The sequence below is a fragment of the Campylobacter sp. MIT 12-8780 genome (genome assembly GCF_006864535.1).
Taxonomy (GTDB): domain Bacteria; phylum Campylobacterota; class Campylobacteria; order Campylobacterales; family Campylobacteraceae; genus Campylobacter_D.
Map to the genome: position 1 here is coordinate 109,117 of NZ_QHLL01000004.1, position 23,906 is coordinate 133,022.

A 23,906-nucleotide genomic window follows, 5' to 3' on the forward strand; every position below is an offset into this window, starting at 1 on the left:
ATGGAAACAAAAAGACTATGAGTTTTTAAATTTACCCTTTTATTATAAACTTTTTTCGTTTTAAAAAAGGAGCAAAGGTGAAAGAGCTTAAAGATACGCAACTTCGTATAAAGCATTCACTTCATTTTATTAATGACAAAGCAAGAAACAAAGACATAAATGAAAAAATTCATTCCGTCAAACCAGCAAATTTAGCCAAAATCGCTTATGAGTTCTTTTTAAAGCCTCAAAAAAATCCTTGCATTCAAGCTATAAAAAGTGATTTAAAAAAGCATTTTGATCCAAAGCTCAGTAACGAGGATAAGCTTGTGTGGTTTGGGCATTCTTCTTATATGCTTTATTTTCAAGGTAAAAGTGTGCTTGTTGATCCTGTTTTGCTTGGCAATGCCGCGCCTTTGCTTTTTGCTTTTAGGGCATTTCATGGCACAAATATTTATAAAGCAGATGATTTTAATGAGCTTGATTATCTCATCATCACACACAATCACTACGATCATTTAAGCAAGAAAACCATTAAAAACTTTAAACACCTTATCAAAAAAGCTATCGTGCCTTTAGGCGTTGGCAAATACCTTAAAGCGTGGGGCATAAGCGAGGAAAATATCACCCAGATGGATTGGGGCGAGAGCCTTGATCTTGATGAAAATTTAAGGCTTCATTGTCTTGAAACCAAGCATTTTTCTGGACGCAATGCTAATGATTCAGCGCGCTCGCTTTGGGCTTCTTTTGTGCTTGAGGGTAAGGATAAAAAGATTTATATAGGCGGAGATAGTGGCTATGCGCCACATTTTAAACGCATAGGCGATCGTTTTAAAAGCATTGATCTAGCCTTGCTAGAAAATGGACAATACAGCCAAAATTGGCCTGATATACATATGTTTCCACACGAAACTTTGCAAGCGTGCAAAGACTTAAACGCAAAAGCACTTATGCCCTGTCATAACAGCAAATTTAAGCTTTCTTTTCACAGCTGGGATGAACCGCTTGAAAAAATCTATACTTTGCATAAAGCTTTGGGATATAAGTTTGATTTGCTTACTCCACGAATTGGCGAGATTTTTCCCCTTTGGCAAAAGATTCAAACTCAAACTTGGTGGAGAGAGCTTAAGTCTTAAACTTAAAAACTTTGCTTAAACTTAAGCTTGCAAAGTCTTTTTTACTAACTTTTTCTTACTGGCTTTTTGTTGCGGTTTTTCATCTCTAAAATGAATTTGAGCCTTTTCAACCTGCCTTAAAAAAGCCCTGCATTTTGTAGGATCAGGCATTTTATAGTTTTTATCTTGAGGATTGGCTATATCCTTGCCCTGCCTTAAAAGTGCGTCATAATAATCCATCTTCATCTTAAGCAAATCTAAAGTCTCATCAAGCCTTAGCCTCTCGGCTTCGATTAAATTTTTTTGCTCCTCTATCATCTTTTTTCGCTCTTTAGCGCTTTTTACCCCATATCTTGAAAGCTCTATATACTCTTTAATCTTTTCTATACTCATACCTATGCTTCTATAAAATGAGATCCAAAGTGCCCATTCAAGGTCTTTTTGAGAAAAATACCGCACCCCATTTTTATCCGTTTCTACAAAGGGAAAAAGCCCCTTACTCGCCCAAAATCTTAAAGTCCTAGATGAAATTGCCGTGCGTTTTTCAACCTCTATGATCGTATAAGCCATGTTTTTGCCTTTCTTTTGCAAATATAAGTAAAAAGTATAGCAAAAGTATTTTTCTGTATTCTTTATAAAAAAATAGAAATTTTGAAAAAATTTACAAAAAATTTAAATTTAGTCTTGACAGACACTAGGTGTCGGGTTTTATAATTTTACTCATAAAAGAACTTTGCTTTAAAGCAAAGCTTTTTAAATTTAACATAAAGGAAAACTATGCAAAATGAAGATAGAAGAGAGTTTTTAAAAAGCTCAGCAAAACTTGGTGGCGTGGCTTTAGCAAGTGTGGCTGGGCTTGGGATTTTTTCAAATGCAAGTGCAAAAAGCTTAAGCCTTGCAAATGGCATAAAAATCGATGATAGTCTTGAAGCTAGCACTCAAGAAGCTATTAAAAATGGAGCAAGGATTGAATCAAAAGGCTTTGCAGCAAGCTCAAAAGAGTGGAAATTTAAGCCTTTTAGCTTTTCACGCCACCCAATAGGAGCAAATGATATATTAATCGATATTTTATATGCTGGAATTTGCCATAGTGATTTGCACGCTGTAAATGGGGATTTTAAGGCTACAACTTATCCTATAGTGCCAGGACATGAGATCGCTGGTAGGGTTGTGGCTGTTGGCTCAAAGGTGAGTAAATTTAAGGTTGGAGACTTAGCTGGTATAGGTTGTATGGTGAATTCTTGCGGAGAATGTGAGGCTTGCAAAAGAAGCGAGGAGCAGTTTTGTATAAATGCAAAAACGGTTTTTACTTATGATAGCAAAGATGTATTTCATGGAGGTGAAAACACTTATGGAGGCTATGCAAATAATTATGTAGTGAGTGAAAAATTTGCTCTTAAAATCCCAAATCATGCCGAGCTTGAAAAAGTAGCACCTTTGCTATGTGCTGGAATTACGACTTATTCGCCCATTCGTTACTCAAAGGTTAAAAAAGGCGATAAAGTCGCAGTTGCTGGAGTTGGTGGCTTAGGACATATGGCGCTGCAGTATATGGTGGCTTTGGGAGCTGAAGTTACAGCTTTTGATCGTGTAGCAAGTAAAAAAGATGCGGTTTTAGCACTTGGGGCTAAACGTTTTGTTGATGTAAATAACAAGGCTGAGTTTGAAAGCATAAAAAATGAGTTTGATTTTATCATCTCAACCATACCTTATCATTATGATATAAACGCTTATCAGGCTATGCTAAAGCTACATGGGGAAATGGCAATCGTTGGCTTACCAGCTAACAAGGATAATCCAAGCTTTAATGCAAATGCTTTTATCTGGAACTTTAGACGCAAAATTTATAGCTCTTTAATTGGTGGGATTAAAGAAACTCAAGAAATGCTTGATTATTCGGTAAAAAATAAAATTTATCCAAAAGTTGAGCTTATTACAGCAGATAAACTTGATGAAGCTTATCAAAAAGTGGCACGAGGAGAGGCTGATTTTAGGATAGTTATTGATATGAAAAAGAGCTTGAGCTAAGATTTAGTTTTAAGGCTCAAAAGCTTATGAAAGCCAGCTTAAATTTAAAATAGGTTGGCTCATTTTAAATTTGAAATCAAAGCAAGGTATTAGAATTTAAAAACAAATTTAAGCTCATATTCAAAGCAAGGATAGAAAGGAAGTTATGCTTTTATCCTTGCTTTATATCTTTTCACCTAGTTTCCCAAAGCTCTAAGCCAAGTTCAAGTCGTTTTAGGGCTTTTTTAAGTGTTTTTCTTGTTGTGGCTAAGTTTATGCGTAAAAACTTAGCTCCATTGCCTTTAAATTCGCTTCCACAGCTTAGGATTAAGCCTACTTTTTCTTGTAAAAACTCATGTAAATCCTTGCTATTTTCTTCCTTTTTAAGTAGGGCTGAACAATCAAGCCAAAGCATATAAGTAGCCTCGCTTTGCACTACCTTAAGCTTAGTTTTACTCTCTAAAAACTGAGTTGTAAATTCTTTTGCTTTGTTGATAAAGATATTAAGCTTATCAAGCCAGACTTCACACTCATTAAAAGCTGTTATAGTAGCTAGACAGGCAAAGGAATTTGCCTCATTGATCTCATCTTTGCTAAAGCCTTGCAAAGCTCTTGTTCTAAGCTTTTCATCAGCACACAGCATACAAGCTGCATGCATGCCAGCTAGGTTAAAAGCCTTACTTGCACTGATGAGTGTAATGGCTTTTTGATTTAGCCTTGCTATAGGCGTATAAGGCTTACTCGTAAGATCACAATGTATCTCATCGCTAATGAGTAAAACTTCATATTTTTCACAAAGTTTTATGATCTTTTTAAGTTCTGCTTCAGTGTAAATTTTGCCTATGGGATTGTGGGGATTGCAAAGTATCATGATTTTGGTGTTTTCATCTTTTAGCTTTATTTGCAAGTCCTTAAAATCAATGCTATATGTATAGTTTTTATATACAAGCTCACATTCTATGGCTTTTCTGCCATTGTTTATTATGCTTGAAAAAAACACCCCATACACAGGACTTAGCACTAAAATCCCCTCATTTTCTTTGCTAAAAGAGCGAATGAGAGAGGATAGGGCTGGAACTACTCCGCTTACAAATAAACAATGCTCTTTTTTAAAACTCACACCATGCCTTCTTTGCCACCATTTTATAAAGCTTTCATAAAAGGCTTGAGGTATCACTTCATAGCCAAAAACGCCGTTTTTTACCCTAGCTAAAAGTGCTTTACGCAGCGCTTTTGGTGCCTTAAAGTCCATATCAGCTACCCATAGGGCAAGCTCGTTTTCTTTGACATTCCATTTAAGAGAATTGATCCTTTCAGCCTGCTTTTTAAATGGCATGTTCTTTTTTAATCCCTTCTTTGTGTAAAAGCGTGATATGTGTTTTGCTTGTATCAACCTTGTTTTGATCTAAGATGAGCTCATCTATATCAAAGGCTGAAATTTCAGCTTCAAGGGGGTTGATGATGCTTTTTATATTTGAGTTTATGCTCGCTTTTACGCTTGAGTATTCAAAGGCTAGGCTGGTGTTGATGAGTTTGCAATTTTCAAGTTTTAAATTTTCTATATAGCAAAGCCCTTGCAAGCTTTCTATGGTGCAGTTTTTAAAAGTGATATTTTTTGAGTTCCAAGCAAGGTATTCCCCACTTATAAAACTATCTTCAAGCTCTACATTTTCGCAGTTCCAAAAGGCGTCTTTACTTAAAATTTTAGCATTTTTAATATAAACATTTTTACAAGAATCAAAGCAGTAATTTCCTTGTATATTAAAGTCTTCTAGCCTTAAGTTTTCACTATGAAAAGCAAAATAATCGCCCCTAACACTAACTTTTTGCAAATTCACATCTTTACAATCCCAAAAACTCTCAAGCGCATTTGGCATATCAACATTAAAAAGCTTTATCTTGCTTGCTTTGCGAAAGCTTTTTGGTGCAGCTATGAAAGAGTTTTTAAGGCTTAAATTCTCTATATACCAAAGTCCGCTTCTTGCATTTTCAAGCAAGCAAATATGCTCAGCCTCAATATCTTTTGCATACCAAAGTGGGTATTTATACGCAAAGCTTGTTCCAGTTAAAACTATGTTTTTAGCATGCTTTAGAGGGGATTCTCCCTTATCAAAAGAGCAGTTTTTAAGCCTTGCATGCTCTAAGCCAAATAAAGCCCGCTCACTTTCAAAATATAAATCCGAAATGACTTTTAACATGATTTTTCCTTGTTTCAAGCCTTTTTAAGGCTTATGTATGCCAAGACTTGCTCTTAGATAAAGCTTGGGATCAAGGCAGATTTTTACTATAAGATCAGCTACGCTTGCTCTTGAGATGTATTTTTCAGGATTGATGAAATCTTGTCCTTTTTGAGTAAGAGCGTAGTTTATGCTGTTTTCATTGCTTAGCCAGCCTGGGCGTATTATGGTGTAATCAAGCTTTGAAGCCTCTATAAGCTCTACGCTTTTTTTATGCTCGCCTAACCAAGGACTTAGCCTTCTTAGCTCGTATTCACTGACTTCATTATACACGCCTACTGAGCTTATCCAGATGAGACGTTTAGTATTTGTATTTTGCATAGCTGTGATGATATTTTGCGCGTAAAGCTCAAGATCGCCACTTAAGTTTGCATAGACTATATCTACTCCTTGCATAGCTTGTTCTAAAGCCTTTTCATCGCTTGCATCGCCTTCAAAGAGTTCTACTCTAGCACTTTTTAGCTCATTTAGCCTAGAGGCTTTGCGTAAAAATAAACGCAAATTTACCTTACTTTCTGTAAGTAAGCGATCACTTACTAGCCTTGCTATGCGTCCATTTGCTCCAAGTATGAGTATGGTTTTTACTTCATTTAAATTTGCAAAAAGTTTTGTGCTTCCTAAGCTAGCAAAAGCGCCTAAGGCTAGCATTTTTCCCAAAAAATTTCTTCTTGAACTATTTTTCATTTTCTTTCCTTATTAAAAATATTTTTAGCATTATAAGGCTAGATACTTAGTATCTGTCAAGAGTGATGATAAAGAATTTGCAAATTTTTTAACTTGCAAATTCTTTTTTTAACTTAAATTTCAATCAAAGCTAAAGCATTTAAGCTTCTTGGATAGCCTATATAAGGAATGAGTGCTGTTATGGTAGCGATTAACACGCTTTTATCATTGCCTATGTTAAGATTGCCTGCAATGTGAGCTTTTACCTGAGCGTCTGCTCCTCCAAGAGCTGTTACAAAAACAAAGGTTAAAAGCTCTCTAAATTTAAGCTCAAGCCCCTTTCTTGTGTAAAAATCCCCAAAACAATGCGCGCTTAAAAAAGTTCTTATGTGTTTTACTTCAGCAGGAGCGGCGGCATTTCCTTTATCAATGGCTTCACCAAAAAATTTTCTTTGAATTTCAAGCCCTTTTTGAGCTCTATTTTCCCTTGTGGTGGTGCTTGCCGCAGCTAAAGGCATAGCGATATTTTCAGCCTTAAAAAGCTCATTTGTAGCAAGGATAAACTCAAGTGCTTTGCCTATACCTACATAAGGTGTGCTTTGATAGAGTATTTCTTTAATCTCAGCTGGGCTTATGCCTTGTTTGAGGCTGGCTTTGAGTATGATTTTGTATTCACTTAAGCCTCCTGAGGCTATTAAAGCACCAAGTATAAGCATGAGCTGTTCTTTTTGGCTAAGTTTAGTGTGAGCTTGCACCTCATCAAAGGCAAAATTGATATAAGCACTAAAAAATTCTGGATCGGTTTTGGCTAGCTCTGGAGTTTCTTTTCCAAAGAGTTTTTCAAAATTTTGTTTTGCAAGTTGTGTTAAGTTCATAAGTTTTCCTTTTAGATTTTGATAAGAGTTGGCTAATAATGAGCCTGAAAAGCTCAAAGCAAAGAGACTTAAGCCAAATTTAGCTGAGTTTGATAAAAATGATCTTCTTTTCATCACAGCACCTTTTTAATACGCACTTTAAAATCGCCCTTTTGAGCCTGAAATTTCTTATAGTCTTTGATTTTTGCTAAAAAGATTAAGCCACTATGAAAGGGCTGTTTTTCATAAAATACCCCCAAATTCCCCCAAGGCGCAAAATAAAAAAAGTCCCCAACACTTGGATCATAACCCTTTAAACCGCTAGTATCTAGCCTTTCTTTAAGAGCAGGGCTAATCTTTTCTTTACCCACATAATCACTAAATTCAAGTTCTAAAGGCAGCATCTCATAAAAATGCCTTGCAGCAACATTATCATCAAGCTCTGTGATGATAAGTTCATCATTAAATTCAAAAGAAATTTTCATATCCTCTCCTTGTGCAAAAACAAACAAGCTACATATTAATAAGCCTATTTGAATGATTTTTTTCATCTTTTCTCCTTTTATAAGCCAACACTTTTAGCCGCATCACTTCCTGGGGCAAAGCGTTCGCCAACTATGACTATCTTTTTTACTTCCTCATCGATTTTTGCAAGCTCATCTTGAGTAAAGCTAAACTCCACTGCTTTTAAATTCTCAATCAAATGCTTAGGATTTGTCGTTTCTGGTATAGGCACTATAAAATCATCTTGAGCCAAAAGCCAAGCAAGGGCAGTTTGAGTGATAGTGGCTCCTTTTTGCTTGCCAATACTGGCTACAAAATTAACTATAGCTTGATTTGCCTTTAAAGCTTGTGGGGTGTATCTTGGAAAGGCTAGACGCATATCCCCAGCTGCAAAGCGGTAGTTTTCATTCATCAGCCCTGTTAAAAGCCCCCTATCAAGTGGAGAATACGCCACAAAGCCTATACCAAGCCTTTTGCAAGTTGGTATCACCCCATCTTCTTCATGCTCTCTAAAACTGATAGAATACTGACTTTGCACGCTTACAGGCGCAAATACCTTGTGTGCTCGCTCTATAGTCTTAGCCCCAGCCTCACTTAAGCCCCAAGCCCTTATTTTTCCTTGCTTGACAAGCTCTTGCATGGTATCAGCCACCTCCTCAATAGGCGTATCAGTATCAACGCGGTGCTGAGTATAAATATCTATATAATCAGTTTGCAAGCGTTTTAAACTCGCGTCAATTGCTCTTATAATAGACTTTTTAGATGAATCTTGCATTTGCTTACCAAAAGGATAATAAAGCCCAAATTTAGTGCCTATAACAACCTTATCCCTAATAGGCTTTAAAGCAGGTCCAACAAGCTCTTCATTAGTATGTGGTCCATAAATTTCAGCCGTATCAAAAAAAGTAACGCCTAAATCATAAGCCTGCCTGATAAGCTTAGTCATCTCTTTAATATCACGAGCCGGACCATGTCCATGACTCATACCCATACAACCAAGCCCCAAAGCAGAAACTTCGATTTTGCCTCCCAAAATGCGTTTAGGCAAGCTTTTTGAAGGATTTTTAATCCTTGCTTGTGAATTTGCTTTCTTATCATTAGCCAAAGCCAAGCTCGCATTTAACATACTCAAAGCCAAGCCAGCCTTTAAACCGCGTTCTAAAAATGCTCTTCTTTGCATCCTAGCTCCTTTTTTAAAATAAAATATTTCATAATTATAAAAGATGATAGCTACTATCAGTCAAGAGTAAATTCAAAGAATTTGCAAATTTTTTGATATAATATGTTTTTTTAAATAATAAATTTAAACAAAAAAGCAAGGAAAAAGCATGTTTCACATAGTCTTTAATGCTGATGAAAATTACATCAAGTATTGTGCTGTTTTAATGACAAGCATAATCAAAAACACTGATACTTCAAAGAAATTTAAAGACTTTTTTGATGAAGAAACTTTAAATTCAGCTATGGGGGGGGGGCTTAATAAAAATTTAAGTTCAAACTATAAACTTTTAGACTACTCCTGCTTAAGTCCTGAAGAAAAAAGCGAGGGCTATGTTTTTCATATACTTACTGACTGCATTTCAACTCCTACCCAGCAAAAGCTTAATCAACTTCAAGATGAGCTTAGTCAAATTTATCCTTGTAAGATAGAAGTTCATTCGGTAAATGCAAAGCTTTTTATCGAAAATTGTAATGTAAAAGCATTTAGAGAAAACCATGCAACTTGTTACCGCCTTTTACTCGCAAGCACTTTGCCAAAAACATTAAAAACTTGTTTGTACTTAGATGTAGATATGCTCTGCTTAAAAGATTTAAGAATGTGTTTTGCGCTAGATACCAAAGACAAAATTATTGTTGCAAGCCTTATTAAATCTTCACCATACTCTTCATCTCTTAAAAGCTCAAAAGGCAAAAAAGATTATGTCTTTAATCCAAATTTTAATCATTTTAATTCTGGTTTTATGCTTATAAATTTGAAAAAATGGCGAAAATTTAAGGTTGAACAAAAAGCTCTTTGGCTGACTCAAAACTATATTATTGATGATATACCAGATGAAATGATATTGAATGCTATTTTACAGCCCAAACACAGATTAAACATGTCGCTTAAATTTAATTTTTATATAGGATTTGCTAAAAAGGAATTGAGAGCTCAAATTACTTGTCTTAATGAGTCAACAAAAAGACCGAGAGATTGGATTCTTCCTTTCACAGAAAATGAAATCGAAGAAGCTGATAAGCAAGCATTCATTTTACATTTCAATTGTGGAGCTACTAAACCTTGGGATAAAATTTTACTTCTTGATTGCAACAAGAAACAGCCACTTTTTATCTACTATCAAGCTTGGTGGAACACTGCCCTAACTACTCCTGTCTTTAAAGATAAACTCTTGCTTTTAAAAATAGAGTTAACAGATAAAAAACTTAAAGAAAATATGGAACAAGACAGGCAAGTTTTATTAAGCCAGATCTTAAATTTAAATCAAACCATTACTAAACTTGAAAATGAAAACAAAACCTTGCAAAATGAGATTACAAGTCTAAAACAAACAAAAGGAGCAGCTTTAAGAGCACAAAATCAACTTGCCTATAAATTAGGAACTACTCTTATGTCATACTCAAAATCAAAATTTTTCTATCTCAATCCTAAATTTTATCTTACTTTGCTCAGTATCAAATCAAGGCATAAAAAGTCTAAAAAAGCTTATGAAAATTTAATCTTTTCAAATCCTAGCTTTAAACTATCCTTGCTTGAAACTTATGCTGATTATGATGAGGCTTTAAAGGTGCAAAATTTCTTTTCTTATAGACTTGGACTTGAATTTATAAAAGCGAGTAAAACTTGGTATAAAGGTGGATATGTGAGATTTTGCTTTGAAGTAAAAAAGCTGAAAAATCAACAAAGCAAAACCAAATTTTCTCTTTAAAGCTATATATTAATTATATTTAGCTTGCTTTACTGCATCAAACGCTCAATCAAAGCTTTTTTATAATTTTCTAATTCAGCCCTATTTACACTCTCAAATACAAGCGGTTCTAAATACTCCATACCACAATGTAAAGCACTTGCTTTCATAGGCAAAAACACATCTTTAAGCTGGGCGCCTATCCTGCCATTTTTACCATAAGTTGAAGCCCCACCTGCTGCAGTTGAAACAACAAGCATTTGCTTGCCCTGCCACAGCCCAGGTCCCACGCTTCCCCAAGCTTCATTAAGATAAGCTTTCATCATAGGCGTGATATTAAACCAATGCGTAGGAAATAAAAATACCACTCTTTCATACTCACGCATGATTTCACGCTCTTTTGTCCCATCAATGGCGCGCGTATCATATCCATAAATGCTTTCTAAATTTCTTACTGCAACGCCTTTTACACTTCTTGCGGCTTGTTCTAAAGCTTTGATAAAAGTTGAGCGTTCAGGGTAAGGATGTGAAGCGATGACTAGAGTTTTAACTTTTGCTTCATTTGCAAAGACATTTACACTAAGCACAAAGGCTAGTAAGATAAGTAATTTTTTCATTTTGCTCCTTTTGATAAATTGGTATTAATATTATAAAAGATGAGAGCAGCTATCAGTCAAGAGTAAATTTAAAGAATTTGCGAATTTTTTGTGATTTAAAAGATAAAAAGGCTAAATCAAACTTACAATTTGATTTAGCAGAAGTTTAAAGTTTAAAAATTTTTTGCGTAGTCAAGATAAGCTTCAAGTGGCAAATTATTTGCATTTGCGCTAAAGATAACAAAAGGTTTTACTATTTTTGCATCTACACCCTCAAAGCTGGTATTTAGTGCAAACATTGTGCGTTCTATCCCACTTTCGCAGGCATTATCAAGTTCTTTAAAATCACTCACCGAGCCACCAGCTGTAACGACAAAGCCCACTTTTTTATCCTTTAAAAAATCAAGTTTTTGCTCGTAAATTGGCGTTAAAACCTCATCTTGCCATTCTTTAAAAATACTTGGTGTGCTATACCAAAAAAGTGGGAATTGCACCAAAATGCGATTAGCGTTTTGAAGCTTTTCAAATTCAGCTTTTATATTAATCTTGTCATTTGGATATACAAGGTTAAGGTTGTGAATTTCAAAGTCTTGTTCCTTGCTTAAAGCCTCTAAAAGTGCTTTATTGACGCTTGATTTGTCATAATAACTATGTGAAAATAGCACCAAAGTTTTCATTTGTTCTCCTTTTTGTTTTTTTATCATTATACAGCTTGACACTTGGTGTTTGTCAAGAGTAAAAAAGTAAAATTTAAATTTTTTCTTTCAAAAGCCTCGCTCTTAGGGCAAAGATGATAAGACTTAGCACCACCAAAGCTACGCTTGCTAAAACTGCAAAGCCTGAGCCTTCAAGCGAGATAAACAGCCCGCAAAGTGCTGTGCCAAGCGTGGTTCCTATATTTGCTGTGGAGATAAAAAGTCCATTTGCAAATTCTTTAGCCTGTGGTATGGGTTGAGTGAGCATAAAATGATCCCCACTATTGACTATACCTGCAAATATACCTAAGATGATTAAGATCAAGCTTGTTAAAAGCACATTTGTCCCAAAAACAAAAAGTAAGATATATAAAACAAGCATGATGAAAAGACTGATCCAAAGTGTAAGATTAGCTGATCTTACAAAGGCTTTTCCGGCGATGAAATTGCCTACAACATTACTGAGTCCATACGCAAGCAAAAGCAAGCTAATAAGAGTGAAGTCAATATGTGTAAAATTCAGCAAAAACTCGCTCATATAGCTATAAAAACCAAACATAGCTCCAGTTGCCACAACAACTAAGGCGATAGACGCCCAAACTACAGGCATTGCAAGCACTTTAAACTGCTCTTTTTGAGATTTTGTTTTCTCGCCTTTTAGACTTGGCACGAAAAAGATAGTCGCCACAAAAGCAAGGGCATTTAAAATCGCAAAAAAGATAAAAGAAAATTCTAAATTAATCTTGCTTGCTAGATAGCTTGCCAGCGGAATTCCAAGCGTCATACCAGCAGAAACTGCTGCAAAAATTTTACTTGTGCCTTTGATCTCCTGCCCTTTTGGCATAGCATTTGCTGCGACGCTAAAGGCTAAAGCGCAGTAGATTGGGTGAAAAAAGGCTGGAATTGCTCTAAGCACTAAAAGCAAGATAAAGCTCGTGCAAAAAGCTGCAAAAAGCGAAGTGATGGCAAATATACTAAGACAGACAAGCATTACTTTTTTGGTATCATACTTAGCCACTAAAAGCGGTAAAATAGGAGCTGAAAAAGCCACTATCAAAGCAAATATACTCACCACCCAGCCCGCATCGCTAACACTGACTTGATAAAAATCAGCGATAAGCGGTAAAAGTCCCATAGCGCCAAGCTCCATACTTAAAAGCGCAAATACTCCAAGCATAAGCGTTGGGATAAGAAAGGTGTTATTTTTTATCATTTTTTTTCCTTTAAATTTCGTTTTCATTCATTTATAAGTCTAGCTTTTAAGATAAAATCTTCCTTTTGCTCTTTTATTTGTAAAGGTGCATAATAGAAAAAATCCCCAATTTCTGGCTCGTAAGCCTTAAATTCTGGTGTTTTTAAAGCTTTTTTCAAGTGGCTTACCTTTTCTGTACGCCCGTGATCATTAAGCTTAAAGCTCATCGGCAAAAGGGCTATAAAATCTTTACTTGTTTCATTTTCTTGCATTTTTACCCTAAAGCTTTGCCCATTTTCAAAGCTAAACTCCACTATAAAATCCTCGCCCCTTAAGCTTAAAAAAGCAAATAATATAAGTGTTATTATCTTTTTCATCATTTAACCTTTGATTTTAAATTTAAAGTAAAAGCAAGGCTTTACTTAGCCCTGCTTGTTTGAAGTTTATTTTAAGTTTTTATTAAAAAATTCGCCAATTTTTGCAAAAGGGATTTTTTGAGTATCATGGTATAAATCCACATGGTTTGCTCCTTTTATATACATAAGCTCTTTTGGCTGGCTTGCTCTTTTATACGCTTCTTCGCTAAATTCTTTTGAATGTGCCTTATCTCCAGTGATGAAAAGCAAAGGACGCGGTGAAATAAGCTCAATATCGTTAAATGGATAGAAATTCATAAATTTCACATTTGAAGTTAAGCTTGGCTTGGTGGTTGTCTCTTTAGTTGCACCTTTTGGGGTAAATTCGCCAGTTGGCGTGCGATAATAGCTATAAAACTCCCTTTGTATAGGATCAGTATCAGCGTTTAGTTCTAAAGTTGTGCCACCGATTAAAGTTCTTTTTCCACCTTTAAACTCGTCCCACCTTGCATTTGCAGCTTCAGCGATGATGGCTTTTCTTGCTTCTAGGCTTAGTGATTTGTTAAGCCCGTCCCTATTTGCTGCGCCCATATCATACATGCTTGCTGTAACTATGGCTTTGATACGAGGATCGATTTTTGCGGCTGAAAGCACAAAGCTTCCACTTCCACAAATGCCTATAGCTCCTATTTTTTCACGATTAACATAGCTTAAAGAGCCTAGATAATCAACTGCTGCACTAAAATCCTCCGCATACACATCAGGTAAAACACTATTTCTTGGCTCGCCCTCACTTGCTCCCCAATAACTAAGATCAATTGCCAAAGCCACATAGCCCAGCTCAGCCATTTTAAAAGCGTAAAGACTAGCAGCTTGTTCTTTTACTGCTCCCATTGGGTGTCCTACGACTATGGCTGGGTAGGCTTTGCTTTTGTCTAAATTTTTTGGCACAAAAAGATTGCCCGCAACTTTCATATTGTATTGGTTTTTAAAGCTTACTTTTTTAAGCTCTATATTAGGGCTTTTTGGAAAAAGTCTTCCCTCGCCTGTATCAGCTGCATGAGCTGCAGCACCTAAAAGTAAAATTCCTAAAAAACAAGCTTTAAGCTTTGTGATTTTACTTAACATTGCTATTCTCCTTTTTTTAAATTTTTGGCGTTTTTGTTTCGCTTTTGAAATTATAAAAGCAGATACTTAGTATCTGTCAAGAGCAAATTTAAAAAATTTGTAATTTTTTTACCCAATGAGCGAAGATAAGCAAAAACTAGCATATTTTGTGCTAGTTTTTGTTAAATTGAAAGATTTTTATTTTGGTTTAGAAAAATCATAACGCAAATTAAGATAATAACTGCGTCCATCGCCTAATATATAATACCTTGAGCCAGATCGGTTTGGGTCAGTTATTTGCGGTCCTTGAAAGACTGTGTATTGTCTATCAAAGAGATTTTTCACTCCTAAAACTATCTTAAGTCCTTGAATTTGATAGCTCATACCTACATCAGTAAGTGAATAGCTTGGCATGTATTCTTGATCTTGAAAGCTTAAAATTTCACTTCCTGATATCCTAACCGTCGTTCCGCCATCAAGTGCTTTAGCTATATAAGTATAATCAGCAAAAAGAGTCAAATTTTTAAGCAGATCATATTCTACACCAAGGCTGACTTTGTTTTTTGGGATATAAGGCATGTGAGTATTATCATATATGCCTTTAGAGATTTTTGCGCTTACATGAGAAAAGCTTTGTCTTAAACGCAAATAACCAAAATCTTGGCGCAATGAAAGCTCAACTCCTAGTCTTTTTGTTTCATCTAAATTTCTATAAAACCACTCAACCGTTTGCGTAGAGCCATTTTCTGAGGCGAAGTGTGGATTACCAGAATTATAAATTTCGCCCTTTGTAATGGTATAAAATCCAGTCGCTTGCACGGATAAAAAGTTAAAAAAATCCTCGCTAAATCCAAGTTCATAGGTATCATAATGCTCTGAGCTAACATTTGAAGGTGAGTAAGGATTTTCTTGTGTATAAGGAGCTCCTGTGCTCCAATCTATAGTTGAGTAAGTATCGCGTCTATCAAAAAGCTGAGTTGGTAAAGGCGTGATGTAGCCTCGTTCAAATTTAACATAAATTTTACCTGTATCTGAGAATTTAAAAGTAGGTGTAAGCTCATAGGCTAAATTTTCTTCTTTGGTATCAATGGTATATCTTGGTGGAATGACATTGATTTGAAGCATAGGATTTGTAGATTCATCAAAAGTATATCTTTGCCCTGAATACAAAGCCACAGCATAACGCAAGCCATAATTTAAAATAAAATTCTCATAAAATAATGCGAATTAAAAGCGTAAAATGAATGACTATTTCTGGTTATATCAAGCATAGTATGGGTAAAACTATCAGCAAACATAGGTCTTTCATAGGTGTGTATGCCATTTCTTTTTGCTGTATGACTTTCAAAATCATATCCTAGCATCAAATAAGAACCAAAAGTAGAGTAATAATACCTACTATCAACTTTGCTTCCAAACATTATATCTTTATAATCACCCACAAGTTTTGGCTTTACGCCCGAATAGCCTTGATTTTTTATAAAATGCTGTTTAAGATGATGATAATACACCAAAGCATTCAGCTCAAGATTATCGCCAAAATAATGACTTAACTTCAAATCAAGTTCAGGACGGTTATACTTTACTATGCGTTCAGTGTCTGAAACTTGAGTCGGATCTTCTTCTATGCGTCGCTTTTCTAGATAACTTGCCTCGCTGTTTAAGGAGCTATACCATTTGTAGCCAAAACTCAGTTTAGTATCCTCGCTTGGCTCATAAAAAATTTTTGATTGGATTTGATAACCTCTTCTATAAATTCCTCTATTATAGCCTCTGATATTGAATTGATTTGCTCCAAAATTAAAGGCTAGCTTATCATCAATGCGTTTGGTTATGCTTGTATAAAGCTCACCGCCTTTTTGGATATTGCAGCTTACTGGGGCTCTTGGATCAATTGAGGTGTAGGGAGGTATGCTTACGCAGTTTGAGACTTTATCATACATTTGTCCATTTACGCCTATAGTAAAAGCATCTTCACTAGGCGTTTTTGTGATAATGTTTAATGCCCCCCCCCCTCGTGCCATCACCATAAAGCACGGCTGAGCCGCCCGGAACGACTTCTATATGATCAACATTTTCAAGCCAAATGGTATCAAAAGGCGTGTTTATATGTCCTGTGTCAAGGGTATTGATAATCTTACCATCAACCATAACTTTTACTGAATTTCCAGCTTTTTCACCTTGTCCTCTCATATCTATTGACTTACCAGAGCCATAATCCACAAAGCTCACACCCGGCGTGCGTTGCAACACTTCAGTAATGCTATCATCACCCCTATCATGGAGCTGTTCTTGCCCCACCACTTCGACATTACGCACATTTGTATCTGCTTCTATAAAACCTGCTTCAATATGTGTTTTCTCAAGCTCAAAGCTTTCTATACCGCCTATTTCATCAGCTTTTAGGCTTAAAACCACACAGCAAAGCAAACTTGAAAATACAAAGCGTTTTTTCATTGCTTTTCTCCTTGTTTTTTTTGTAAAAATAAAAAGTGAAATTATATCATAATAATAATAATTTTTAAAATTTAAATTTGATTAAAATGATGATATGTTTTGTCAATATGTGAAAATATATTAGGCTAGGGTATGTAAAAAGATGAATTTAAAAATAAAAGTAAATTTATCTTTTAAGCTTGTTTATATCACGCTTTGCCTAGATAAACTTAATCCAGCAAAGCGTAATTTAAGATATATTTTAAGCAAAAATTTTCTTTAAATGTGTCTCATAATCGTTGAGGTATTTTTCAACTTGAGGATTTTTCACTACATCAGTGCAGATGAAAGTTGGCAAAGCACTCATAGCACAAAACTCATGAGCTTTATGCAAATGCAAATACACTCCATCAACGCCTACACCACCAAAAAAGCCATCTTTATCTGTAAAGGCTTCAAGTGGAGCATTCCAAGTGAGGCTAAACATGTATTTTTTATCCTTTAAAAGTCCGCCTGTGCCATAGTTTTTGGTAGGATTGTCCCTGTGTCTGCCATCACTTGTGAAAAATTTCCCATATCCTGCAAGATAGACTTTATCGATATACTCCTTAACTATCCAAGGCTCGCCCATCCACCAGCCCGGCATTTGATAGATCAAAGCATCAGCATTGAGAATTTTTTGCACCTCTTCTTCTATATCATAACCTTTATCGATGTGTGTTTGAACTATGTTTAAGCCAAGCTCACTTAAAGTTTTAGCTGCAAGTTCTTGAAGTGTAGCACTTAACCTTGCTTCTGAGTTACCAAATTTTTTGCTTCCATTGATAAGCAAGACATTTTTCATTTTTTCTCCTTTAAATGTGTAAAATTTTCTAGCGTTTTTGTTTCGCTTTTGAAATTATAAACGCAGATACTTAGTATCTGTCAAGAGTAAAATGAAAAAATTTGTAAATTTTTTTAAATCAAGCCTTGACAAACACCAAGTGTAAGGCTTTATAATTCATTTAAGTTTTAAAAATAAGGAAAAAGATATGCAAACAGCACAGCTCAACACCAAAGATAAAGAAAACAAAATCCTCCTTTTTACCCTCACTCTTGGCGTTTTTGCTATCATCAGTTCTTCACTTGGCATTATGGGACTTGTGCCTATTATCGCTTTGAAATTTAGCATTTCAAGCACAAAAGCAGCTCATATAGTAAGTTATTTTGCCTTTGTTGTCATGCTTTTTGCCCCACTTACTCCGCTTATTTGTGAAAAGATCAAGCCTAAGCCTTTAATGCTTCTTATCTTAAGCCTTTTTTGTATAAGTGCTTTTGGAAGTATATTTGCAAGTAGTTTTGAAATTTTGCTCTTTTTTCGCCTCTTGCCAGCTTTTTTACACCCTGTATATATAGCCTTAGCTTTGAGCTTAGCCGCTCATAGCTCAAAAGATAAAAAGCAAAGTGCAAGGGCGATTTCTTTTGTGTTTATGGGTATGAGTATGGGCATGGTTTTAGGGGTGAGTATAGCGACTTTTTTAGGTTCTCATTTTTCTTTTGAATGGGCTATGGGCTTTTTCTTTGCTTTGAATTTGCTGTGTTTTTGCACGACTTTTTTCTTTGTCAAGCCTTTAAGCTTAGCTCAAAGTTCAAGTTTTAAAGCTCAAAGTTCTATACTTTCAAAGCCTCTTTTGTGGATCAGTGTTTTGGCTGTGTTTGTGTGCGTGGCAGCAATTTATGGTTTTTATAGCTTTTTATCTGATTTTTTGCATAATAGTGCTGGTTTTGATTTTGGCTTTATTAGCCTTGCCCTTTTTGTGTATGGGCTTTTTAGTGTCTTGGGAAATTTCTTAGCAGGCAAGGTTTTAAGTTATGAAAAAATGACTTCATTTGCTCTTGCTTTTTTGATGATAGGGCTTTATTTTTTGCTCTTTTTAGGCGAAAAACATAGTGCGTTGATGATTTTTATACTTGCCTTACTTGGCGTTTTATCAGGCATGGCAAACAATCTTACACAATTTCTCATCTCAAGTCCTTTTGAAAAAGCCAAAGAGCTAACAAATGGACTTTTTGTAAGCTTTTCAAATTTAGGTATAAGTTTTGGTGTTTTTGTTTGTGGGCTTTTTATAGAGTATTTTAGCCTTGATTTACTTGTCTTTGTGCCTATGATTTTACTTGGCTTTTTTTGTGTGATTTTATTTGTAAGGATATTTATACAAAAAAGTATGAATTTACCGCTATAAAAGAGCTTTTTTGAAAAAAATTTAAAAAATTTAAAATTTGCTCTTGACAGACACTAAGTGTCTGGTTGTATAATTTCATCATCATTACAAATTTAAAGGAGAAAAAATGCAAAATTACATTAGTGAAGCCCTTAGTGGCAAACGAATTTCAGCAAAAGGTTTTGCTGTGGCTGATAAAAATGCTAAATTTAAGCCTTATGATTTTTCACGTCACGCACTTGGAGAAAAAGATATCTTAATCGAAATCCTTTTTGCAGGCATTTGTCATAGCGACGTGCATAGTGCAAAAAGCGAATGGCATGAGGGAATTTATCCTATGGTGCCAGGACATGAAATCGCTGGTAGAGTGATCGCTGTGGGCTCACAGGTGAGTAAGTTTAAGGTGGGTGATTATGCTGGCGTTGGTTGTATGGTGAATTCTTGTGGAGAATGTGAAGCTTGCAAAAAAAGTCAAGAGCAATTTTGTATGAATGGCAAAACAACTTTTACTTATGATTGCAAAGATAGCTTTCATAATAATGAACCAACTTATGGTGGATATAGTAACAATATAGTCGTTCATGAGCATTTTGCAGTATGTGTGCCAAGTGATGCTCCACTTGAAAAAGTTGCGCCTTTGCTTTGTGCTGGCATTACGACATATTCACCTTTGAAATTTAGCCAAATTAAAGCTGGAGATAAAGTTGGCGTAGCTGGCTTTGGTGGGCTTGGTTCTATGGCAGTAAAATATGCTGTAAAAATGGGCGCAGAAGTATATGTTTTTGCAAGAAATGATAAGAAAAAAGAAGAAGCTTTAAAAATGGGCGCAAAGGCTCTTTATACCTCAACAAAGCCAAGTGAGGTAAAAGAACGTTTTGATCTTATCATCTCAACTATACCAACAGCTTATAAGGTAAGTGAATATATCGATCTTTTAAAATACGGCGGCGAACTTGCAATAGTAGGCTTACCACCAGCTGAAGTAATGCCACAAATCAGCATAGATACACTTGTATTTAAGGCTGGTAAAAAAGTGTATGGCTCTTTAATCGGCGGTATGAAAGAAACTCAAGAAATGCTTGATTTTTCTTTGCAGCATAAAATTTATCCAGAAACTGAGATCATCACAGCAGATAAGATAGATGAAGCTTATGACAATCTTACAAGTGGCAAGGCTAAATTCCGCTATGTGATTGATATGAAAAAATCTTTTAGTTAAGATAATTTCATAAAAGTTTTGTTATGAATTTGCAAATACCATTTAATATTTTTAAAATATTTTTTAAATGGTATTTGCTCTTTGATTTGCTTTTAACCGATACAATCCCCTCAAATAGACTTCGCTAAAATGTGTAAATTCCACTCAAAACATTGTCGCAGTCTTGATTATCAAAATGGCTTAATTAACTTTTAAGAAAATAAATAGTATCCTAAACGGCATAACACAAAAACAACCCTACAAAAAAGAAAGGAATTCATTATGGCTAAAAAAATGAAAACTATGGACGGCAACGAAGCAGCCGCATATGCTTCTTATGCTTTTACTGAAGTTGCCGGGATTTATCCTATCACGCCAAGTTCGCCTATGGCCGATCATGTCGATGCTTGGGCAGCAGCTGGGAAAAAGAATCTTTTTGGAACACCGGTTAAAGTTGTAGAAATGCAAAGTGAAGCAGGAGCTGCTGGAACCGTGCATGGCTCGCTTCAAGCTGGAGCACTAACCACTACTTTTACAGCTTCTCAAGGACTTTTGCTTAAAATTCCAAATATGTATAAAATCGCCGGACAACTCCTCCCCTGTGTAATCCATGTCGCAGCACGATCAATTGCTTCTCAAGCCTTGTCTATCTTTGGGGATCATCAAGATGTATATGCAGCTAGACAAACCGGCTTTGCTATGCTTTGCTCGCATTCTGTGCAAGAAACTATGGATTTAGCAGGCTTGGCTCATCTTGCAGCTATCAAAGGTCGTGTGCCATTTATGCACTTTTTTGACGGCTTTAGAACAAGCCATGAAATTCAAAAAATCGAGCTTATGGATTATGCTGATTTTGATCGCTTGCTTGATAAAGACGCGGTGCGTGAATTTAAAAACTCCTGTCTTACACCTGAAAATCCAAAGACAAGAGGAACAGCACAAAATGATGATATTTACTTTCAAACTAGAGAATTATCAAACCGCTTTTATGATGCCTTGCCTGATGTTGTAAATGAATATATGGTCGAGTTTTCAAAGATTACCGGTAGAGAGTATAAACCTTTTGTGTATTATGGTGCGCCTGATGCTGAAAGGATAGTTATTGCTATGGGTTCTGTGACTCAAACTTTAGAGCAAGTTGTGGATTATCTTAACAAAAAAGGCGAAAAAGTAGGGCTTTTAAAAGTCTATCTTTACCGCCCATTTAGCCTAAAATACTTCTTTAATGTTATGCCAAAATCAGTGAAAAAAATCGCTGTTTTAGATCGCACAAAAGAGCCAGGTTCTCTTGGTGAGCCACTTTATCTTGATGTGCGCGCAGCTTTTTATGATAAAGAAAACGCTCCTTTAATCGTAGGTGGAAGATATGGACTTAGCTCAAAAGATGTCAATCCTGCTCAAATGTTTGCTGTGTTTGAGAATTTAAACCAAAAAGAGCCAAAAAATAACTTCACTGTTGGTATAGTTGATGATGTAACTCATACTTCACTTGAGGTAAAAGATAATATCTCTTTAAGCAATGACAGCACTACAGAATGTTTGTTTTATGGACTTGGAGCAGACGGCACCGTTGGAGCAAACAAAAACTCCATTAAAATTATCGGCGATAATACAGACTTTTACGCACAAGCGTATTTTGCATACGATAGTAAAAAATCAGGTGGTTATACAAGAAGCCATTTAAGATTTTCTAAAAAGCCTATACGCTCAACCTATCTTGTGACAACGCCTCACTTTGTGGCTTGCTCGGTAGCTGCGTATCTTGAGACTTATGAAGTGCTTGAGGGTATTAGAGAAAATGGAACTTTCTTGCTTAATAGTATTTGGAGCGAAAAAGAAACCATAGAACATATCCCAAATAAAGTCAAGAAAATTCTTGCTGAGAAAAAAATCAACTTCTATATCATCAACGCTACCAAACTTGCGCGCGATATAGGCTTAGGTAATCGCACAAATACCATTATGCAGTCAGCTTTCTTTAAGCTTACTAATATCATTCCTTTCGAACAAGCTCAAAAGCATATGAAAGAACTTGCTTATAAGACTTATGGCAAAAAAGGCGATGCTATCGTTGAGATGAACTATAAAGCTATTGATGTAGGTGCTGATGGTCTTGTAAAAGTAAATGTCGATCCAGCTTGGGCGAATTTACAAGATGAGAGCAAAGAGCTTGTGCATGCGTATAAAGGCACAGAATTTGTTGAAAAAATCGCTCGTCCTATGGAAAGAGCAAGGGGAAATGATCTGCCTGTTTCAGCCTTTTTAGGTTATGAAGACGCGCACTTTGAAAGTGGGACAACTGAATTTGAAAAACGTGGTGTAGGTGTTATGGTGCCTCGTTGGATAGAAAAAAACTGCATTCAGTGTAATCAATGTGCTTCAGTTTGTCCTCATGCGGTTATTCGTCCATTTTTGATTAATGATAATGAGCTTTCTTTAGCTCCACAAGGCGTTAAAGATCATCATCTTGAAGCTAAAGGGACAAAGGGCGAGAAATTGCAGTTTAAAATTCAAGTCTCTCCACTTGACTGCACCGGTTGTGAGCTTTGCGTGCATGAATGTCCTTCTAAAGAAAAGTCTTTAGTTATGGTGCCTTTAGAAGAAGAGATTGACTTTGGCGAGCAAGAAAATGCGGATTATTTATTCAAACAAATCACTTACAAAGATGAAGTTATGGCAAAAGAAAATGTCAAAGGCGCACAATTTTCTCAGCCTTTATTTGAATTCCACGGAGCTTGCCCAGGGTGTGGAGAAACGCCTTATATCACTCTTGTAACAAGGCTTTTTGGCGAGAGAATGATTATTGCCAATGCTACAGGTTGTAGCTCGATTTATGGCGGTTCAGCTCCTTCAACTCCTTATAGAAAAAGTGTAAAAAATGGACATGGACCGGCTTGGGGAAATTCGCTTTTTGAAGATAATGCTGAATTTGGCTTTGGTATGAAAGTGGCTACTGAAGCTGTTCGCCACCGCATAGAAACGATTATGAATGACAATATGTCAAGTGTGCCAAATGCACTTTCAGCTTTATTTAAAGAGTGGATTGCCAACAAAGACAGCAGTGCAAAAACCCTAGAAATTCGCGATAAGCTCGTGCCTATCTTAGAACAAAATAAAGACAACAAAGTTGCTGCTGAAATTTTAGATATTAAACACTTCTTAACCAAAAAATCACACTGGATTTTTGGTGGCGATGGTTGGGCGTATGATATAGGCTATGGTGGGCTTGATCATGTTTTAGCAAGTGGAGAAAATGTCAATGTTTTAGTGCTTGATACTGAAGTGTATTCAAATACAGGCGGACAAAGTTCTAAATCAACGCATACCGGAGCTGTAGCTCAATTTGCTGCTGCTGGAAAACCAGTGCAGAAAAAAGACTTAGGGCAAATTGCTATGACTTATGGTTATATTTTTGTCGCTCAGGTTAATTCAAACGCTAATTATAACCACCTCATTAGAGCCTTAATGGCGGCTGAAGCGTATGATGGTCCTTCTTTGGTGATTTGTTATTCACCTTGTATAGCTCATGGTATTAAAGGTGGGCTAGGAAATTCAGGCGATCAAGGCGAACTTGCTACAAAATGTGGATATTGGCCTTTATATACCTTTGATCCTCGCTTGCAAGATGAGGGTAAAAATCCACTTAAGCTTGAGGGCAAGGCTCCGGATTGGGATCTTTATGAAAGCTTCTTGCTTAATGAAGTGCGTTATAACTCACTTAAAAAGTCAAGTCCAGAGCATGCAGCCGAACTATATGCAAAAAATAAAGCTGATGCACAAAGAAGATATCGCCAGCTTAAACGTTTTGCAGCGGCTGACTTTAGTGATGAGTTAGGACAAAATCACGGCAAGGATTAGAC

Annotated in this window: 22 protein-coding genes; 6 read left to right on the forward strand and 16 right to left on the reverse strand. The window is 35.9% G+C overall.

Annotated features, from left to right (window positions below; all coding sequences use genetic code 11):
• The first annotated feature begins 77 nt into the window (after positions 1-77).
• Positions 78-1,115: an MBL fold metallo-hydrolase gene (locus DMB95_RS04315; RefSeq protein ID WP_142931074.1), complete on the forward strand. Its 1,038-nt coding sequence runs from the start codon at positions 78-80 to the stop codon at positions 1,113-1,115.
• A 21-nt stretch (positions 1,116-1,136) separates the two neighbouring features.
• Here DMB95_RS04315 and DMB95_RS04320 read toward each other — a convergent pair whose 3' ends face one another.
• Positions 1,137-1,664, reverse strand: a complete 528-nt coding sequence (locus DMB95_RS04320; RefSeq protein WP_137632410.1) for a MerR family transcriptional regulator — start codon at positions 1,662-1,664, stop codon at positions 1,137-1,139.
• A 207-nt stretch (positions 1,665-1,871) separates the two neighbouring features.
• On the opposite strand from DMB95_RS04320, the gene DMB95_RS04325 reads away from it, so the two are divergent.
• Positions 1,872-3,122, forward strand: coding sequence for an NAD(P)-dependent alcohol dehydrogenase (locus DMB95_RS04325; RefSeq protein ID WP_142931075.1), 1,251 nt, complete (start codon positions 1,872-1,874; stop codon positions 3,120-3,122).
• A 172-nt stretch (positions 3,123-3,294) separates the two neighbouring features.
• Here DMB95_RS04325 and DMB95_RS04330 read toward each other — a convergent pair whose 3' ends face one another.
• From DMB95_RS04330 to DMB95_RS04355, 6 genes are all read right to left on the reverse strand, one after another.
• Positions 3,295-4,437: a MalY/PatB family protein gene (locus tag DMB95_RS04330; protein WP_142931076.1), complete on the reverse strand. Its 1,143-nt coding sequence runs from the start codon at positions 4,435-4,437 to the stop codon at positions 3,295-3,297.
• Positions 4,427-5,299 (reverse strand): DUF3737 family protein, encoded by an 873-nt coding sequence (locus DMB95_RS04335; RefSeq protein WP_142931077.1) that lies wholly within the window; start codon positions 5,297-5,299, stop codon positions 4,427-4,429. Before DMB95_RS04335 ends, DMB95_RS04330 begins: the two co-directional genes overlap by 11 nt.
• 24 nt (positions 5,300-5,323) lie before the next feature.
• Positions 5,324-6,022 (reverse strand): NAD(P)H-binding protein, encoded by a 699-nt coding sequence (locus DMB95_RS04340; RefSeq protein ID WP_202922029.1) that lies wholly within the window; start codon positions 6,020-6,022, stop codon positions 5,324-5,326.
• A 113-nt stretch (positions 6,023-6,135) separates the two neighbouring features.
• A complete protein-coding gene (locus DMB95_RS04345; protein ID WP_238386897.1) occupies positions 6,136-6,990 on the reverse strand; it encodes a carboxymuconolactone decarboxylase family protein in 855 nt (284 codons plus the stop codon).
• Complete coding sequence (locus DMB95_RS04350; RefSeq protein ID WP_238386895.1) at positions 6,990-7,340, reverse strand: cyclophilin-like fold protein; 351 nt, start codon at positions 7,338-7,340, stop codon at positions 6,990-6,992. The genes DMB95_RS04345 and DMB95_RS04350 overlap by 1 nt, the downstream gene beginning before the upstream one ends.
• A gap of 77 nt (positions 7,341-7,417) precedes the next feature.
• Positions 7,418-8,539 carry an aldo/keto reductase gene (locus DMB95_RS04355; protein ID WP_238386894.1) on the reverse strand — a complete coding sequence of 374 codons (1,122 nt, stop codon included), beginning with the start codon at positions 8,537-8,539 and terminating at the stop codon, positions 7,418-7,420.
• Positions 8,540-8,687: 148 nt separating this feature from the next.
• Here DMB95_RS04355 and DMB95_RS04360 point away from each other — a divergent pair, with 148 nt between their 5' ends.
• Positions 8,688-10,286, forward strand: a complete 1,599-nt coding sequence (locus tag DMB95_RS04360; RefSeq protein ID WP_142931079.1) for a glycosyltransferase family 8 protein — start codon at positions 8,688-8,690, stop codon at positions 10,284-10,286.
• Positions 10,287-10,315: 29 nt separating this feature from the next.
• Here DMB95_RS04360 and DMB95_RS04365 read toward each other — a convergent pair whose 3' ends face one another.
• The 9 genes from DMB95_RS04365 to DMB95_RS04405 all read right to left on the reverse strand — a co-directional run bounded on the left by DMB95_RS04365 (position 10,316) and on the right by DMB95_RS04405 (position 17,491).
• A complete protein-coding gene (locus DMB95_RS04365; RefSeq protein WP_142931080.1) occupies positions 10,316-10,882 on the reverse strand; it encodes an NAD(P)H-dependent oxidoreductase in 567 nt (188 codons plus the stop codon).
• Positions 10,883-11,034: 152 nt separating this feature from the next.
• On the reverse strand, positions 11,035-11,538 hold the full coding sequence (locus tag DMB95_RS04370) for an NAD(P)H-dependent oxidoreductase (protein ID WP_185906679.1): 504 nt from the start codon (positions 11,536-11,538) through the stop codon (positions 11,035-11,037).
• 73 nt (positions 11,539-11,611) lie between these two features.
• The gene (locus DMB95_RS04375; protein WP_142931082.1) at positions 11,612-12,769 is read right to left on the reverse strand and encodes an MFS transporter; all 1,158 of its coding nucleotides are present in this window, start codon (positions 12,767-12,769) and stop codon (positions 11,612-11,614) included.
• A 23-nt stretch (positions 12,770-12,792) separates the two neighbouring features.
• Complete coding sequence (locus tag DMB95_RS04380; RefSeq protein ID WP_142931083.1) at positions 12,793-13,125, reverse strand: cyclophilin-like fold protein; 333 nt, start codon at positions 13,123-13,125, stop codon at positions 12,793-12,795.
• 66 nt (positions 13,126-13,191) lie between these two features.
• Entirely contained in the window at positions 13,192-14,232 is a 1,041-nt protein-coding gene (locus DMB95_RS04385; RefSeq protein ID WP_142931084.1) for an alpha/beta hydrolase, read from the reverse strand.
• Between the two features lie 177 nt (positions 14,233-14,409).
• On the reverse strand, positions 14,410-15,387 hold the full coding sequence (locus DMB95_RS04390; RefSeq protein WP_142931085.1) for a TonB-dependent receptor domain-containing protein: 978 nt from the start codon (positions 15,385-15,387) through the stop codon (positions 14,410-14,412).
• Between the two features lie 20 nt (positions 15,388-15,407).
• On the reverse strand, positions 15,408-16,235 hold the full coding sequence (locus tag DMB95_RS04395) for a TonB-dependent receptor (RefSeq protein WP_142931086.1): 828 nt from the start codon (positions 16,233-16,235) through the stop codon (positions 15,408-15,410).
• A complete protein-coding gene (locus DMB95_RS04400) occupies positions 16,189-16,668 on the reverse strand; it encodes a TonB-dependent receptor (RefSeq protein WP_142931087.1) in 480 nt (159 codons plus the stop codon). The genes DMB95_RS04395 and DMB95_RS04400 overlap by 47 nt, the downstream gene beginning before the upstream one ends.
• 241 nt (positions 16,669-16,909) lie before the next feature.
• Positions 16,910-17,491 carry an NAD(P)H-dependent oxidoreductase gene (locus DMB95_RS04405; RefSeq protein WP_142931088.1) on the reverse strand — a complete coding sequence of 194 codons (582 nt, stop codon included), beginning with the start codon at positions 17,489-17,491 and terminating at the stop codon, positions 16,910-16,912.
• 187 nt (positions 17,492-17,678) lie between these two features.
• Here DMB95_RS04405 and DMB95_RS04410 point away from each other — a divergent pair, with 187 nt between their 5' ends.
• The 3 genes from DMB95_RS04410 to nifJ all read left to right on the forward strand — a co-directional run bounded on the left by DMB95_RS04410 (position 17,679) and on the right by nifJ (position 23,904).
• Positions 17,679-18,869 (forward strand): MFS transporter, encoded by a 1,191-nt coding sequence (locus tag DMB95_RS04410; RefSeq protein WP_142931089.1) that lies wholly within the window; start codon positions 17,679-17,681, stop codon positions 18,867-18,869.
• A 106-nt stretch (positions 18,870-18,975) separates the two neighbouring features.
• Positions 18,976-20,067, forward strand: a complete 1,092-nt coding sequence (locus DMB95_RS04415; protein ID WP_142931090.1) for an NAD(P)-dependent alcohol dehydrogenase — start codon at positions 18,976-18,978, stop codon at positions 20,065-20,067.
• Positions 20,068-20,328: 261 nt separating this feature from the next.
• Positions 20,329-23,904, forward strand: a complete 3,576-nt coding sequence (gene nifJ / locus DMB95_RS04420) for a pyruvate:ferredoxin (flavodoxin) oxidoreductase (protein WP_142931091.1) — start codon at positions 20,329-20,331, stop codon at positions 23,902-23,904.
• Positions 23,905-23,906: the final 2 nt, after the last annotated feature.